Source organism: Micromonospora sp. DT231, assembly GCF_049847025.1.
In the GTDB taxonomy this organism is placed as follows: domain Bacteria; phylum Actinomycetota; class Actinomycetes; order Mycobacteriales; family Micromonosporaceae; genus Micromonospora.
The window spans coordinates 277,138-290,521 of sequence record NZ_JBNCNO010000006.1 but is presented as its reverse complement, the minus strand read 5'-3'; the positions used below and the strand labels follow the sequence as shown (position 1 = coordinate 290,521).

At 67.7% G+C, this 13,384-nt stretch carries 17 protein-coding genes and 1 pseudogene; 7 read left to right on the top strand and 11 right to left on the bottom strand.

Annotation, left to right across the window (positions count from 1 at the left end; translation table 11 throughout):
• Positions 1–20: 20 nt before the first annotated feature.
• Positions 21–590, bottom strand: coding sequence for an exonuclease (locus ACPXBU_RS18330; protein WP_425758938.1), 570 nt, complete (start codon positions 588–590; stop codon positions 21–23).
• Positions 591–686: 96 nt separating this feature from the next.
• On the opposite strand from ACPXBU_RS18330, the gene ychF reads away from it, so the two are divergent.
• The gene (gene ychF / locus ACPXBU_RS18325; RefSeq protein ID WP_393372250.1) at positions 687–1,772 is read left to right on the top strand and encodes a redox-regulated ATPase YchF; all 1,086 of its coding nucleotides are present in this window, start codon (positions 687–689) and stop codon (positions 1,770–1,772) included.
• Between the two features lie 103 nt (positions 1,773–1,875).
• Here the strand turns inward: ychF and ACPXBU_RS18320 are convergent, their stop codons facing one another.
• The 3 genes from ACPXBU_RS18320 to ACPXBU_RS18310 form a co-directional block, all read right to left on the bottom strand.
• Positions 1,876–2,451: an SLATT domain-containing protein gene (locus ACPXBU_RS18320; protein ID WP_425758937.1), complete on the bottom strand. Its 576-nt coding sequence runs from the start codon at positions 2,449–2,451 to the stop codon at positions 1,876–1,878.
• Positions 2,452–2,700: 249 nt separating this feature from the next.
• Positions 2,701–3,237: a hypothetical protein gene (locus tag ACPXBU_RS18315; RefSeq protein WP_425758936.1), complete on the bottom strand. Its 537-nt coding sequence runs from the start codon at positions 3,235–3,237 to the stop codon at positions 2,701–2,703.
• Positions 3,238–3,414: 177 nt separating this feature from the next.
• Positions 3,415–3,756 (bottom strand): hypothetical protein, encoded by a 342-nt coding sequence (locus tag ACPXBU_RS18310; protein ID WP_425758935.1) that lies wholly within the window; start codon positions 3,754–3,756, stop codon positions 3,415–3,417.
• Between the two features lie 150 nt (positions 3,757–3,906).
• Here ACPXBU_RS18310 and ACPXBU_RS18305 point away from each other — a divergent pair.
• Positions 3,907–4,230, top strand: a pseudogene (locus ACPXBU_RS18305) (IS110 family transposase); the annotation flags it as partial.
• A 630-nt stretch (positions 4,231–4,860) separates the two neighbouring features.
• Here ACPXBU_RS18305 and ACPXBU_RS18300 read toward each other — a convergent pair.
• Positions 4,861–5,169: a hypothetical protein gene (locus ACPXBU_RS18300; RefSeq protein ID WP_425758934.1), complete on the bottom strand. Its 309-nt coding sequence runs from the start codon at positions 5,167–5,169 to the stop codon at positions 4,861–4,863.
• A 247-nt stretch (positions 5,170–5,416) separates the two neighbouring features.
• Here ACPXBU_RS18300 and ACPXBU_RS18295 point away from each other — a divergent pair, with 247 nt between their 5' ends.
• Positions 5,417–5,641, top strand: a complete 225-nt coding sequence (locus ACPXBU_RS18295; protein ID WP_425758933.1) for a hypothetical protein — start codon at positions 5,417–5,419, stop codon at positions 5,639–5,641.
• 246 nt (positions 5,642–5,887) lie between these two features.
• Here the strand turns inward: ACPXBU_RS18295 and ACPXBU_RS18290 are convergent, their stop codons facing one another.
• Together ACPXBU_RS18290 and ACPXBU_RS18285 are read right to left on the bottom strand one after the other, a co-directional pair.
• Positions 5,888–6,547: a response regulator gene (locus ACPXBU_RS18290; protein WP_425758932.1), complete on the bottom strand. Its 660-nt coding sequence runs from the start codon at positions 6,545–6,547 to the stop codon at positions 5,888–5,890.
• The gene (locus ACPXBU_RS18285; RefSeq protein WP_425758931.1) at positions 6,531–7,715 is read right to left on the bottom strand and encodes a sensor histidine kinase; all 1,185 of its coding nucleotides are present in this window, start codon (positions 7,713–7,715) and stop codon (positions 6,531–6,533) included. Before ACPXBU_RS18285 ends, ACPXBU_RS18290 begins: the two co-directional genes overlap by 17 nt.
• A 144-nt stretch (positions 7,716–7,859) precedes the next feature.
• On the opposite strand from ACPXBU_RS18285, the gene ACPXBU_RS18280 reads away from it, so the two are divergent.
• Together ACPXBU_RS18280 and ACPXBU_RS18275 are read left to right on the top strand one after the other, a co-directional pair.
• Positions 7,860–8,768 carry a hypothetical protein gene (locus ACPXBU_RS18280; RefSeq protein WP_393372238.1) on the top strand — a complete coding sequence of 303 codons (909 nt, stop codon included), beginning with the start codon at positions 7,860–7,862 and terminating at the stop codon, positions 8,766–8,768.
• Entirely contained in the window at positions 8,765–8,896 is a 132-nt protein-coding gene (locus ACPXBU_RS18275) for a hypothetical protein (protein WP_393372235.1), read from the top strand. The genes ACPXBU_RS18280 and ACPXBU_RS18275 overlap by 4 nt, the downstream gene beginning before the upstream one ends.
• 22 nt (positions 8,897–8,918) lie before the next feature.
• Here ACPXBU_RS18275 and ACPXBU_RS18270 read toward each other — a convergent pair whose 3' ends face one another.
• Positions 8,919–9,371: a hypothetical protein gene (locus tag ACPXBU_RS18270; RefSeq protein WP_425758930.1), complete on the bottom strand. Its 453-nt coding sequence runs from the start codon at positions 9,369–9,371 to the stop codon at positions 8,919–8,921.
• The gene (locus ACPXBU_RS18265; protein ID WP_425758929.1) at positions 9,368–10,030 is read right to left on the bottom strand and encodes a phosphotransferase; all 663 of its coding nucleotides are present in this window, start codon (positions 10,028–10,030) and stop codon (positions 9,368–9,370) included. Before ACPXBU_RS18265 ends, ACPXBU_RS18270 begins: the two co-directional genes overlap by 4 nt.
• Positions 10,031–10,114: 84 nt before the next feature.
• Here ACPXBU_RS18265 and ACPXBU_RS18260 point away from each other — a divergent pair, with 84 nt between their 5' ends.
• Together ACPXBU_RS18260 and ACPXBU_RS18255 are read left to right on the top strand one after the other, a co-directional pair.
• Entirely contained in the window at positions 10,115–10,885 is a 771-nt protein-coding gene (locus ACPXBU_RS18260; protein ID WP_393372227.1) for a class I SAM-dependent methyltransferase, read from the top strand.
• Between the two features lie 86 nt (positions 10,886–10,971).
• The gene (locus ACPXBU_RS18255) at positions 10,972–11,352 is read left to right on the top strand and encodes a hypothetical protein (protein WP_425758928.1); all 381 of its coding nucleotides are present in this window, start codon (positions 10,972–10,974) and stop codon (positions 11,350–11,352) included.
• 14 nt (positions 11,353–11,366) lie between these two features.
• Here the strand turns inward: ACPXBU_RS18255 and ACPXBU_RS18250 are convergent, their stop codons facing one another.
• Both ACPXBU_RS18250 and ACPXBU_RS18245 read right to left on the bottom strand, forming a co-directional pair.
• A complete protein-coding gene (locus ACPXBU_RS18250) occupies positions 11,367–12,173 on the bottom strand; it encodes a hypothetical protein (protein ID WP_425758927.1) in 807 nt (268 codons plus the stop codon).
• A 56-nt stretch (positions 12,174–12,229) separates the two neighbouring features.
• Positions 12,230–13,309 carry a helix-turn-helix domain-containing protein gene (locus ACPXBU_RS18245; protein WP_425758925.1) on the bottom strand — a complete coding sequence of 360 codons (1,080 nt, stop codon included), beginning with the start codon at positions 13,307–13,309 and terminating at the stop codon, positions 12,230–12,232.
• Positions 13,310–13,384: the final 75 nt, after the last annotated feature.

The window sequence follows — 13,384 nt, the reverse complement described above, 5'->3', positions numbered from 1 at the left end:
GCCTGCTCGCCCGGGGCCGGTCACGCCTGCTCGTCGGATTGGCGGCGGCGGAGCACCGCGTCGAAGACCTGCGCCAGTTCGGCGGCGTCCTCCCCGGCGTGGTGGGTGTGCGGCACGTCGTGCAGGCCCAGCTCGTGCTTGATCTTGCCCTTGCGGGTCTGGACCCACTCGCTGCCGGTCAGCCCCATCCAGTAGCTGCGCAGGTCGACACCCGAGCCGGTGGCGCCGAACGGGCTGTGGCCGACGAAGCGGACGAAGTACCAGTGCACGAACATGCCGTCCCAGACGGCGGGGGCGGCGAGGAAGACCGGGCGGCCGATCCGGCGCAGCCCGTTGACCCAGGCCGCCGCCGCGGTCATCGCCTCCTGCGCGGTGGGCGCCTCCCGCAACAGGCGCTCCCGGTCCAGGCCGGAGACGGCAAGTGCCGCCGGCACGAAGTCGTCGGAGATGGGGCGCAGCTCGGTGTAGAAGGACAGGTCCGGGTGTCCGGCCACGGCCATACCCAGCGAGATCATGCTGTACGGCCCGGGGATCGGCCCGTCCGCCTCCACATCGACGGCGATGTACAGCTCGGGCAACGTCGAGGTCATCCCACCTCCCACAGCGAGACATCGAGTTCGGCAGAGTAACAACGCTTGCCGGGTCGCGTCGCGACATAAACCGCGCGCCGCGTAAGCTGGCTGGTCGTGAGTCTTTCCATCGGCATCGTCGGCCTGCCCAACGTCGGCAAGAGCACGCTTTTCAACGCGTTGACCAAGAACGACGTGCTGGCGGCGAACTACCCGTTCGCCACCATCGAGCCCAACGTCGGCGTGGTCGGGCTTCCGGACGAGCGGCTGGGCAAGCTGGCCGAGATCTTCTCCTCGCAGAAGGTGCTGCCTGCTCCGGTGTCGTTCGTCGACATCGCCGGCCTGGTCCGCGGCGCGTCGAAGGGGCAGGGTCGGGGCAACGCCTTCCTGGCGAACATCCGCGACGCCTCGGCGATCTGCCAGGTGGTCCGGGCCTTCTCCGACCCCAACGTGGTCCACGTCGACGGCAAGATCTCCCCGGCCGACGACATCGAGACGATCAACACCGAGCTGATCCTCGCCGACCTGCAGACCCTGGACAAGGCGCTGCCCCGGTTGGAGAAGGAAGCCAAGCTCCGCAAGGACCGGCTCGCCGCGGTCGCCGCCGCGAAGGCCGCGATCGAGGTGCTCGACGGCGGCACCACCCTCTACTCCGGGGCCGCCGCCGCCAAGATCGAGCTGGAGCACCTGCGCGAGCTGCACCTGCTCACCACCAAGCCCTTCCTGTACGTCTTCAACGTCGACGAGGCCGAGCTGGCCAACGAGGCGTTCCTCGACGAACTGCGGGCCCTGGTCGCCCCCGCCGAGGCCGTCTTCATGGACGCGAAGATCGAATCCGAGCTGGTGGACCTCCCCGAGGACGAGGCCCGCGAGCTGCTGGAGTCGATCGGGCAGAACGAGCCCGGCCTCAACCAGCTCGTCCGGGTCGGCTTCCGCACGCTCGGCCTGCAGACGTACCTCACGGCCGGCCCCAAGGAAGCACGCGCCTGGACCGTCCCGGTCGGCGCCACCGCGCCGGAGGCCGCGGGTGTCATCCACAGCGACTTCCAGCGCGGCTTCATCAAGGCCGAGGTGGTCTCCTACCACGACCTGGTCGAGCACGGTTCGATGGCGGCGGCCAAGGCGGCGGGCAAGGTCCGCATCGAGGGCAAGGAGTACGTCATGCAGGACGGCGACGTCGTGGAGTTCCGCTTCAACGTCTGAATCCGGCCTCCTGGTCTCGGATTGAGGTTGACGGGAATCGCCTCCTCTAACCGTCGTACGGGTCCGGCCATCGCCCGCCGTGCCCGTCTACGGCACCGAGACGCTAACCGGCAATTGTTTGGGAAATCGGGCCAAGCTGTTGGGCGTCGCCCTGCCGTCTAAACTCCACCCACTGCCGGCTAACGTCCGCCCAGATCTGTTGCTGATCGGCAAAAAACCGATCTATGTGCTCACGGGTTAACCCGTCCGGTGGATTAGCTACGAGCAGGTAGTCAATTTCGTCGCGCAGGCGGTTGAGGCGGTAGCGCGTCTCTTCCATCAAAATCCACCGCGATCGCCAGTTATGAAAAAATTCCAGTGACCCCAGCAGCGTTACCACTGCGACCATCGGCAACGCAATCGATGCATTGAACGGGATTTGCGGGATTCCTAGGACCACCGTCGACAAGGCGGTCAACCCGAGTGATAGCCCCTTGGACCAGGTTGAACGACGACGAAAACGCGTCTTTCGAGAATCCGCCCATTCCATGTCGGCGGAAACCAGCTCTCGGAAGGTTGTAAGAGCCTCCGTTAAGGGTAAGGCCGTCCGACGGCCAGCCAGGGCCAGTAGCCCTTGCTCGGAAACCACCATCTTGGAAGCCGCCGGCTGTTCATTGCCACGCTCGCGTTGCTGGGTCATCCTTCAATTCAGGAGGATGCCGGGCGTTCAGATGGGTTGGCTGCCGGATACCTGACAGTCGAGGAACAGAAGGTCATGCCGGGGTCACGAGGACGAGCGTCCTGTCCAAGCCGCTGAATCGCGTCGCCGTGGCGATCATGAAGTGGCCCCCTCAACGACCATGGCGTCAACCCGGACCCGGCGCAGGACAGCCGGCCGCCGGCGTGTGCCTGGTCCCACCAGTGCATGACGCTTGGGCCAGATGATCGATCACAAGCTCGGCGGCGTACTCGATGCAGCGAACGTCTTCACGGCCTGGAGCAAACGGTCGAGGAAGGCACACAGGTCTGGGGCAGCCATATCGAAGCGCGGGTCCTCTGAGGTATAGATGCCATCGAGGACGAGATCCGGCGGGAGTCGATAGACGGGTGATCCGGCAGGCGTGGCTAGCGCGTACTGGCTGCCACCGCCATCACTGGCGAAGACGACAACGTCGGCGTCATGGCGGCCACCTACATGCCAGAGATCCCGTGACTCGTGGGCGTGGGCCACGTCGAAGGCACTGTGCAGGAAGAACCCATTGCCGATGTCCGGTAGGTCGACGGCACCTACTGTCGCGTACAGGTCTACGAGGTCGGCTGGGATGACGGGGCGGACAGCGGCGATCAGCGTGGCAGCGATCCGGTCCGGCTCGCTGATGACGTTCTCGTCCGGTGGATACCCGTAGCGGTCCTCGAAGTCGAGCAACGCGGAGGCGACTGCCTTCCGCAGATCTTCGCGCCAGATCTCCAGCCGGCCGGGATCCACGCATTACCTCCGGGTCGCACTGACAAGTCGGATCGACTTCACACGCTTTCAGTCAGCGGTGTCAAGCATCTCCCGTGACAGGACCAGGCGGCTGCCGCGTGTCGAGTCCCACCCGAGGCTTGATGTTTCCGTCCCGGCTGATGGTTGACGGAGTGGCCTAGGAAAGATTCGGACGGTTCATCGTAGACGGGTTTGGAATTGGGTTAAATCGATGTGATGCTCGACCGGGCGAAGCGCTGGCCCGGTGTATTCGGTGAGGGTGAACCGGCGGTGGTCGTTGGTGGGGTGGACGGTGACGGCGACGGTGCTTTCGTCTTCGAAGCGCAGCGTGAAGACGGGATCTTGGTCGCAGAGGAACGCGAAGCCGTCGCGGTCCTCGTCGGTGTCGCTGTCCAGGCGGCCGTGGGCATCCCAGCCGGCATCGCTGGTGGTGATGACGACGGCCACTTCGACACTGCCGAGAAGGGTCGAGGTGTTGGCCCACCAGTCCAGCCAGCAGCGGCCCTCGAAGCTGTCCATACCGTCACCTCTTAAAAGATCAGACGCTGGTGGGAAGATAGTCGGTCTTGCGTGGCCGGTGGGCTTCGATGCTGCGGACTGGTTGGTCGTTGGTCCGCCGGAATGTGCGGGGGGCCATCGTCGCATTCGACGGTGAGGGTGGTGTCGGTGACGTCCGCCGGCTACGCGGATCTGCTGGCCTGGATGCGCTCCTTCGGGCGGGTAACTGCCGTGGGCGTGGAGGGCACCGGCAGCTACGGGGTCGGCCTCGCCCGCTACTTGACCAGTAAGAAGATCGTCGTCACGGAAGTAGACCGGCCGGACCGCCGCGCCCGCCGCGCACAGGGCAAGTCCGATCCGATCGACGTGATCGCCGCCGCCCGGGCGACCCTTGCTGGCACCGCGATGGGCACGCCGAAGGCCCGCACTGGGCCGGTCGAGGCGATCCGCGCCCTGCGGGTCGCCCGTCGAGGAGCGGTCAAGGCCCGCACCGCGCCGCATCACCGAAGGCCTCAGCAAGCAGGAGATTCTGCGCTGCCTCAAGCGCTACATCGTCCGCGACGTCTACACCGCCCTACGCGCCGACTTCGCCGCCCTCGCCCCTTGACCTCCACAGGAGCATCGGGATGGCAACCATAATGTGCTGGTGAGACGCATTTGTGGTAGCACAGTAGCCGGCCCCCTGAGTAGGACGGCACTGGTTGCCGTTTCGATGTTAATGGTCGTGACCAGCTGTTCCATTGGCAGGCACCCCTCCGACATGGGAGGCGATGCCTGTGCGATCCATGGTCGGGTTTCAATAGAGCTAGAGGAGGGCTCTCTGACTGTGGTCCAGGCCGAACCCGAGCTAAGGCGGGCGATGGAGCTTGCCGGGGAGGCCGCCGCTGGTGGAGAGGGGTCATGGCAGGACCTCGCCGTGACACTGCAACAACTGGTGGAGGCGCAGGACGACCTGGCCGCGTTCCACGCGGCCGACGATCGAGCAACGGAAATTTGCGCACCTGTGACTGGTACCTGATCAGAAGGGCCGGACCCTGCAAGCTACGGCGTCCATCCTGCCGTGCTAGCAACCCCGAGTGTCCGGACCTGAGTTAAGAGCCTCGGGATGGGACGTAGGTTCTGCCGTCAGTCGTTTGCATCTCGCCTGGCAACGATCTTCAACAGACCTTTGTAAAACTCGACAAGTGTATTATCGCTTTGGTCGATCTTCCGCATGCGTTCGATGACGCCCTCGGTGAGAGCGGCGACGATACGCTCGGCTCGATCTGGTTCCCTGCGGCGCAGGTCTAGCAGACCCATCGCTCGGGCGGGCCGCAGGTGCAAAAGCAGATCATCGTCCTGGAGCATCCCGGCGGGCACTGAATTGACAATGTCTTCGAAGACGCGGCCCTGGATGTACCACTCTCGGTCATCGTCAAAGACCACGATCATCATTGCCGTTCCCTCGCCCCCAGGCCCCTGGCATAACTTGATCTGAGCATAGTTGTCGACGCGGACAGCTATCGGGGTGGGTGACTGACCGAGTGACGACAGGGGCGGACTTCTGCGGACGGACGTGGCCGCCGAAGGACGTTTCTTGCAGGTCTCATACCGCAGCAGAGCAGGTCAGGCGTGTGTGTTGGTTGCCTGGGGGTCAAGGAGTCGTCGCGGCCCGCCCAAACACCGGCAAGATGGTGACGTGATGACCGAGCCCGTGACCGCCGGCCGGATGGAACTGGTGGATGACCTGGAAGGGCTGCCCGGCAGTTCCGGCGGCTGTCTTCTTGCCCTGACGTTGGAGTTGCCGGTCTTTCTTCGCGTTGGCGACGTCTGGTGGGTTGAGGACGAGGTGCTGTACGTCCAGCGAGGGGACGTCCCGGTTGAGGCGGCGCATCGAGGTCGCCTCGAATGGCGTCGGAAGCGGTAGCGCCGGGCTCTGGGGCACACAGGGGGCACAAGGCACCGTGAAACGTCGTCAACTAACGAACAACGCTGAGAGCCCAAGACGCCGTGTGATCAGGTGCCGGACGGTGTCGCCGCTGGTAAGGGAATCGCGGCTCTTAGTTCCGCTTCAACGTCTGAATCCAGTCTGTTTCCGCAGGCCGGGTGGTTGGGTCAGGCTCTGCGACGCCACGTGCTGCTCTTCGGCGGTGTCCGAGAGTGCTGCGCGTACTCAGTCGAGCACTCCGGCCTGGTGGGCGAGAATCGCCGCCTGGACGCGGTTGGTCAGGCCCAGCTTCGCCAGTATCCGGCTGATGTGGGTCTTCACCGTCGCCTCGCTCATGTAGAGCGTGGCCGCGATCGCGGTGTTGGACAGGCCGCCGCCGACGGCGACCAGGACTTCTCGCTCTCTTTCGGTGAGCACCGTGAGTCGCTGTTCGGCGTTGCTGCGCCGGTCGGGTGTCGGACCGGAGAACTGCCGGAGCAGTCTGCGGGTCACCCGCGGGGAGATCATCGCGTCACCGCGCGCCGCGCTCCGTACCGCGTTGATCATGTCCTCGGCGGAGGCGTCCTTCAGCAGGAAGCCGACGGCCCCGTGGCGAAGCGCCGTGTGCACGTACTCGTCGAGGTCGAACGTGGTGAGCACGACGACGTGTGGCGGCCGGTCGAGTCGGGTGATCTGCTCGGTCGCGGTCAGCCCGTCGGTTCGCGGCATGCGGATGTCCATGAGGACGACGTCGGGCCGGAGCGTCCGGGCGAGTTCGACCGCCTGGGTCCCGTCGGACGCCTCTCCGACCACCGTGATGTCCGGGGCCGCGTCGAGGATGGTGCGCAGCGTCGAGCGCACCATCCACTCGTCGTCGACGATCAACGTCCTAGTCGGTGCGCTCATTGTCCTTCCCGGGTGCGATCGGTACCTCGGCGACCAGGCTGAATCCCCCGTCGGGTGTGGGGCCGGAGGTCAGTTTCCCGCCGATCAGGTGGACGCGTTCGGCCAGGCCGAGGAGCCCGTGGCCGCCGACGGGGAGGGGCGGGGCGGTGGCCGGCCGTCCGCGCCCATTGCTGATCGTCACCCGAAGCGACTGCGGCGTCTGCCGGACGCGTATCCGGGTTCGGGCGCCTGGCGCGTGCTTGTGCACGTTGGTCAGGGACTCCTGCACGATGCGGTAGGCGGCGTGCTCGATGAGCAGCGGTAGGCGTTCACCTGTCGCGTTCTCCACCTCCAGGGTGACCGGCACGCCGAGCCGGCGGGAATCTTCGACAAGCGCGTCCAGATCGGCCAAGCCGGGCTGCGGGGCCAGCGGCGCGTCGTCATCCCCGCGGAGGATCCCCACCAGGGTGCGCAGTTCGGCGAGCGCCTCCCGCCCGATCGCTCCGATCTGCCGCCCTCGGGCCACCGCGTCCCCGCCCCTGGCCGACTCCAGTGCGGTGGCCTGCAGCACGATCAGCGCCACCCGGTGGGCGACGACGTCGTGCATGTCGCGGGCGATGTGGGCCCGTTCGTCGCTGCGGGCCTGGGCCACCCGCTGGTGCTGCTCGCGTTCGAGCCGCTCGGCCCGTTCCCGCATGCGTTCCACAAGCTCGCGCCGGGTGCCGACGTAGAGGCCGAGCAACGCCGGCGCGACGCACACCGCAACGGTGACCGGGATCGCCCCGTCGGCACCCGCGTACCGCCAGATCGGGATGCCGATCAGGACCACCGAGACCAGGACGCTGGCGGCGACCCTGGGCCACGCCGTGGTGCGCTCGGCCAGCGTGTAGAGCGCGAGCACGACCGCCACCTGGGCCGACACGAGGAAGGTCGCCGCCAGGGAGCCGGCCAGCAGGAGCGTCGGGGCCTGGCGCCGCCGCCAGGTCAGCAGCCCGACCGCGAGGCCGAGGGGGATGCCGAGCCGGAGCGGGGGAAGGCGCGGGCCGAAGCCGGCGATGGTGGGGCCGAAGAAGTCCACCCCGAACTCACCGGTCGCCACGAACACCGCCATGGCGAACGCCGCCACCGCGTCGATCACCGGCCGGTGGCGGGACCAGCGCACCGCCTGGACCAGGAGACGCGACGTCATGATGGTGCCAGCGTAGGGCCGACCGACAGGCGCAGGCGTCGGTCGAAAGTTGTACGCCACCCCCGTTGATCATCGCCGATGGACTGATCCGTTCTATCGGATCCGCCGACGCACCGAGCGGCCCGCCCCGGCGAGGGTGGGTGCATGGCCAGACCACGTCTCAGTCCGCGACTACTGCAGCTCGTCTTCGGTGTCTTCGCCGTCACCGCGGGTACCTTGGTCGCGCTACGTCCCGACCCGCCGCACCCGCTCTTCACGACCGCCGGCACGTACGCGTATGCGCTCGCCGCAGTGCTGTCGTTCGGTGGCTGGTTCGCGCTCGGGCGCCCCGCGCTCGCCGCCCGCACCAGGCAGGTGCTGATCATCTTCCACCTGCTCTTCGTGCCGGCGCAGTTCCTGTTCCTGTTCGCCCACGACATGCCATGGCTCGGGATGGCGTTGTCCTCGGCGATCGTGAGTGGCCTGCGGCCGCGCTTTCCCCGGCTGGGGCGGATGCCGCGGAAAGTGTGGCTGACGCTGCACGTCGGCATCGGGGTCGGCTGGCTGGGCATCTCGACGGGCATGCTCCTGCTGGCGATCCTCGGGGCGACGGCCGACAGCCACGAGTTGCAGCACGGGGCCTACCTGTTGCTCAGCAGGTTCGAAATGCTGCTGGCGATCCCGAGCGTCTTCCTGACGATCATCACGGGTGTCGTGGTTTCGCTCGGCACCCCGTGGGGCCTGCTCAAGCACACCTGGGTGCTGGCCAAGCTGGTCATCGCGCTCACCCTACCGTTCCTCGCGGTCTTCGAAGGCCCCTGGATCGAGGAGCTGGAGGCCCGCAGCGCAGCCGGCCTGATCGAGACCGGTACCACCGGAATGCTGCTGATCGGCGCCATGGGACTGTTCGCCGCCCTGCTGTGGACCGCGACGATCCTGTCCGTCTTCAAGCCCGGCGGGCGTACCCGGTGGGGCCGCCGCACGGACGGGCGTCCGACCGCCCCGGGCGCCGCGGCACCTGTTGTCGCCGCGCGTCCGGTCGCCGCCGGCACCGTCGTCCCTTCCCGCCGATGACCCGGGTCGTTCTCGTCACGACAGTCGCCCATCCGGGCGGCACGGTGGCATTCGGACTACTGCTGCTGTACGCCGCGGGCGCGGTCGGCGTCGCCATGCTCGTCGGACGGCGTCGTGACCTCACCTGAACCGACCCCGCCATGCTCATGGTCAGCGCAGGCGCAGGGCGTCGACGAACTGGGTGAACGTCGGCGTGACCTGCCGCCAGGAGCAGTGGCGCGCGGCGGGGAGGGCGGTGGCCAGTACGCGGGGGTCTGCCGGGTTGGTGCGATAGTCCAGCGCGACCGCGATGTCGTCGCCCGCGTAGCGGCATTCGGCGATGAAGACGGCCTGGTCCAGGTCGAGCCAGGGCATGACGATCGGCCGGGCGGCGCTGCCGCGGCCGATCTGGAAGAACTCCAGCGTGTCGGTGCCCAGCTCGGCGATGAGACGGTTGTGGAGACGCAGCTCGTCGATTGTGGTCATGAAGTCCAGCGGGTCGTCGAGCCAGGGGATCAGCTGGCGGAGCACCTCGTCGCCGGGGTGTCGCCAGCGGCCGGACTCGATCAGGTCGATCAGCGGGTCGGGCAACGGTAGCCCGTTGATCTGCCACCTGTCGTTCACGCTGGGAACCGCCCGGTGATGAGGTCGGCAGCGGCGTCGAGGCACTCCCGCTCACTGGTGGTGAGTGCCGGATCGTTGCGCCGTAGGGTCAGGGCATCGTCCAGCACGGTCAGCAGGCCGCCGCCGGCGCGGTCCAGGAAGGCATCCAACAGCGTTGCGGCCGGCGCCGCCAGGGGATGCTCACCATCCACGGCCACCTGGGCGAGGATCACGGCGGACAGCGCGACATCGAGGTCCGCCGGTCCCTCGGTGGCGTTGCGCCAGTCAATGAGGACCGGCCCCCGTGACGTCAGCATGACGTTGTCCGGGTGCAGGTCGAGGTGCAGGACCCGGGCATCGTCGGGTGCGCCGAGCCGGGGCGGCAACGCGTGGAGTCGGCGATGCAGGCCCGCCAGACAGTCGGCCGCCGCCAGCACGTCGAGCTCACCCGCGACGAGCGCCGCCAGCATGGTGCGCCCGTCCAGGCGTTCCATGACGAGATCGGTCCCGCGCGCCTCGTACACGGTGGGCACCGGAAAACCCAGACTTCCGACGTACGCCATGACGGCCGCCTCGGCGGCCACGTCTCCACCGTTGCGGTAGCGGCGCAGGACGCGCCGGTCGTCGATGGCGAACACGTCGGCGTCTCGCCCCGACGCCAGCGGAACCGGATCCACCACGCCCCGACGGTAACCGGGGCAGTCATCCGTCGCCGAAGCCTCCGACACGTGTCGGCGCGCCTGGCAGCCGCCTAGGGTCACTACATGGACGACGAACTGTTGCGATCATCGTTCGGCGCGGCGGCGACCGCGTACGCCGAGCACCGCCCGGACTACGCGCAGGAGGCGGTGCGCTGGGCGCTTGAACCCGCGCCCGGCCCACGCGTGCTCGACCTCGGTGCCGGCACCGGCAAGCTGTCCGCCACGCTTGTCGAGCGGGGTGCGGACGTCGTCGCGGTCGAACCCGACCCGGCGATGCTCACCGAGTTACGCCGTGCGCTGCCGGCCGTCCGTGCCCTGCCGGGTAGCGCGGAGTCGATTCCGTTGCCGGACGCATCCGTCGACGCTGTCCTGGCTGGCAACGCCCTGCACTGGTTCGACCTGGCTGTCGCGGGGGCGGAGATTGCCAGGGTCCTCGCGCCCGGTGGCATTCTGGCTGGGCTGTGGAACGTCATGGACGACCGGATCGACTGGGTCTCCGCACTCGAACAAGTCAGCGGAAGTGCGGCCATCGGTCCCCGCGACACGCTGAGCAGGTGGCGCGCGGCGACTGCTGACCTGCTCGTTACGAGCGCTGGCCTGGACACCCGGTTCGGCGCGCCGGAGCAGGTCGAGTTTCCGCACGGCCAGCGCCGAAGCGCCGACTCCCTCGTTGCGACACTCGCGACCCGGGCAGGGATGCTGGTCATGGCGGAAAAGGAGCGGGACGCCACCCTCGGCCGCATTCGCGCCTTCCTTGGGAACAGGTCCGAGACCGCGCAGGGCGAGTTCACCCTGCCGATGTTGACCGGCGTGCTGCGCGTCCAGCGCGGGTGACCGCCGTCGACTCACCCTGAGCTACCGCTTCATCTCGCGAAGGCCGACCCTGTCCGTCCGGGTTGCCCGCTTGGCATCATTGCCCGATGAGCCGACGCAGGGCCGGGACTCCGTACGCTGTGCTGGCGGGCGCCGACGTGGCGCTTGTGGGCCTGTTCTCCGCGAAGGACAACGAGTTCACCCACAAGCTCGATCTGCTGGCCACCACTGTGGAAAGCCACGGCGGTCACGTGGTGAGTCGGCACGTTCAGCGGCGGGGCGTCTCCTCCGGCGGGGTGGACAGGATGGCCGCGCCGTTCTCGCGACGCACCCTGCTCAGCCCGGGCAAAGCCCGTGAGGTCGCCGATGCCTGCCGGCAGAGTGGGGTCGACGTCGCGGTCTTCGTGAACCCCCTGACCGACCACCAGCGGGCTATTCTCGGCGACCTGTTCGGCTGCCGGGTCATGAGCGGCGTGGACTTTCGATAGGGCATGGCGCATCGTCAGGGACGAAGCGCCTTCTCACCATGGACGGCCGCGTACTCCGCCGCGAGCCATGGCCCCAGGTCGTCGATGAGGTGGCGTAGTACCGCCGGATCCGCCGAAGGTGCACGCCCGATCCGGGCAGCCGCGCGCATCTGCTCGGCGCGCTCCGGATAGTAGAGACCGAACGCCTCGGCGGACTCGACGAGGTCGCTTGTCCAACCTTCCCAGCGAGGCATGACCAGAGTGAATCCCGTCCGGACGATGCGACGGGCGACGAGCCGGCAGAGGCCCTTGCGGTGCTTGTCGGTGCTCGCCTCGTCCGCCTGTCTACGCCAGCCCGGAAGCGCCATCGACAGGTCGCCGTTCGTCTCGCGGGCGAGCAGGGGAGTGGGCCGGTAGCCGGGAAGTTGGTCGGCGAGGTCGTCGCCCAGCAGGGGAGTGCACAGGCAGGCGACGAAGAAGCCGAGATCGTGGCGTTCAAGCTCGCTGAGCAGTGTGCGTACGCTGAACAGCAGGATGCCCACGCCGTCGATCTCGTCGAAGGACTGGTCGAGGGCATGTTCGATCCGCGTGGTATCCCGCCGGTCGGCCTCGGTCGGCTCGGCGTGCAGGGCGAGCAGCAGATCAAGATCGGAGACTCCGGGTACGGCGGTGCCACGCGGGATGCTGCCGTAGAGGTAGGCGCTGTGCATCCGGCCGTCGCCGAAAGCCTCGACTATCCGGGTGCGCGCCGCGTCGACAACACCGCCGAACGCGCGTGGGACCCGACTCAGCGCACCTTCCCGCCCGATCGATCCGTCGACGGTCAACCCTCTTCCAGCCATGGGGGTCACTCTGCCGCAGCAGGTGATCTTCGGCGAGTAGTCCGCTGCGGGTCAGTTCAGAGGCGGTGCCGCGCGGCCCTCTCGACTTCGCGTACGACGAGTCCGAGGGTTTGTGAGCGCCGGTCTGCTGGTAGCGCTGCCCATGCTCCTCGTGCATGGGCCACCCCTCCGGAGCGATCGCCAGCTTTGGCCATCATGAGTGCACGGTGCAGCTCAATGTGGGTAGCGAAGCGGGTCAGCCCAGCGGGACGGAGCCGGTCGGCGTCGGTTTGGGCCAGCTCGCCGGGGCGGACCATGCCGAGTCGGGCGTAGAGCATTGAGCGGAAGGTGGCCATGCGCCAGGCCGGTACGGCCGCGTCGGAGATCTCGTTGTCGGCTGAGGCGCTGTGGTCAAAGACGCGTTGTGCCTCCTCGTCGGCGGCGACGGCTCCGGCAACGTCGCCTCGCCCGGCGGCGATGTGCGCACGGGCCATCAGAGCCTGGAGGCGACCCAGCGAGGGGCGGTCCGATAGGGCGATTGCCTCCTCGGCATACCGCTGGGCAACGGGAAGTGCGGCGCCTTCGTAGGCAAGGGCGATGGCGGCACGCCCTCGTACCCAGATCCGGACTGCGAGATCGTCGCCGCGATCGGCGGCGATCCGGGCAGTGTCGTACCAACTGATCGCCTCTGCGGGATCCTTGGTCGTCTTGCCATAGGTGGTCAGGGCACGGGCCGCGGTGGCCCACATGGTCGGACTGTCGAGTTGCTGCTGCATGACGACGAGGTCGTTGGCGAGCCTGGTTTGCAGGGCATCCGCCCCGATCTCCATGTAGTCGCGGCCGTACTGGTCGACGCGGTCGCGCCAGTGGTCGGCGCTGTCGCGGTGGCCGGCGAGGGCGGCGGTGAAGCCGTTGCGAATGAGGTCGTTGGCGGCGATCGGGCCGATGGTGGCGGCGGCGAGCAGGTCTCTGCGTCTCACGTCCGCTTCTCCCAACGCTCGCGCGTAGGCGAGCACGATGTCTGGCGTTGCAGTTCGGCGTCCTGCCTCGACGTTGCTGAGGTGCGAGGCTGAGTAGCAGGTGCGGACCGCAATGGAGGCCAGCGTCACGCCTGCCTCAACACGAGCGTGCCTCAATTGAGCGCCGAGGTCATCCATCGGATCCCCTGTGAAAGGTCCTGAAAGCATTGAGATGCTTCCGAGCGTAGTCGCGCGGTCACCAGAGTAGATCCC

Coding starts and splice junctions, on each gene's coding strand:
- ACPXBU_RS18320 (WP_425758937.1), bottom strand. CDS start 2,451: ATGACCCAGCAACGCGAGCGTGGCAATGAACAGCCGGCGGCTTCCAAG.
- ACPXBU_RS18285 (WP_425758931.1), bottom strand. CDS start 7,715: ATGACGTCGCGTCTCCTGGTCCAGGCGGTGCGCTGGTCCCGCCACCGG.
- ACPXBU_RS18255 (WP_425758928.1), top strand. CDS start 10,972: ATGAGCCGACGCAGGGCCGGGACTCCGTACGCTGTGCTGGCGGGCGCC.
- ACPXBU_RS18310 (WP_425758935.1), bottom strand. CDS start 3,756: ATGGACAGCTTCGAGGGCCGCTGCTGGCTGGACTGGTGGGCCAACACC.
- ACPXBU_RS18275 (WP_393372235.1), top strand. CDS start 8,765: ATGACCCGGGTCGTTCTCGTCACGACAGTCGCCCATCCGGGCGGCACG.
- ACPXBU_RS18290 (WP_425758932.1), bottom strand. CDS start 6,547: ATGAGCGCACCGACTAGGACGTTGATCGTCGACGACGAGTGGATGGTG.
- ACPXBU_RS18300 (WP_425758934.1), bottom strand. CDS start 5,169: ATGATGATCGTGGTCTTTGACGATGACCGAGAGTGGTACATCCAGGGC.
- ACPXBU_RS18245 (WP_425758925.1), bottom strand. CDS start 13,309: ATGGATGACCTCGGCGCTCAATTGAGGCACGCTCGTGTTGAGGCAGGC.
- ACPXBU_RS18330 (WP_425758938.1), bottom strand. CDS start 590: ATGACCTCGACGTTGCCCGAGCTGTACATCGCCGTCGATGTGGAGGCG.
- ACPXBU_RS18250 (WP_425758927.1), bottom strand. CDS start 12,173: ATGGCTGGAAGAGGGTTGACCGTCGACGGATCGATCGGGCGGGAAGGT.
- ACPXBU_RS18260 (WP_393372227.1), top strand. CDS start 10,115: ATGGACGACGAACTGTTGCGATCATCGTTCGGCGCGGCGGCGACCGCG.
- ACPXBU_RS18280 (WP_393372238.1), top strand. CDS start 7,860: ATGGCCAGACCACGTCTCAGTCCGCGACTACTGCAGCTCGTCTTCGGT.
- ACPXBU_RS18295 (WP_425758933.1), top strand. CDS start 5,417: ATGACCGAGCCCGTGACCGCCGGCCGGATGGAACTGGTGGATGACCTG.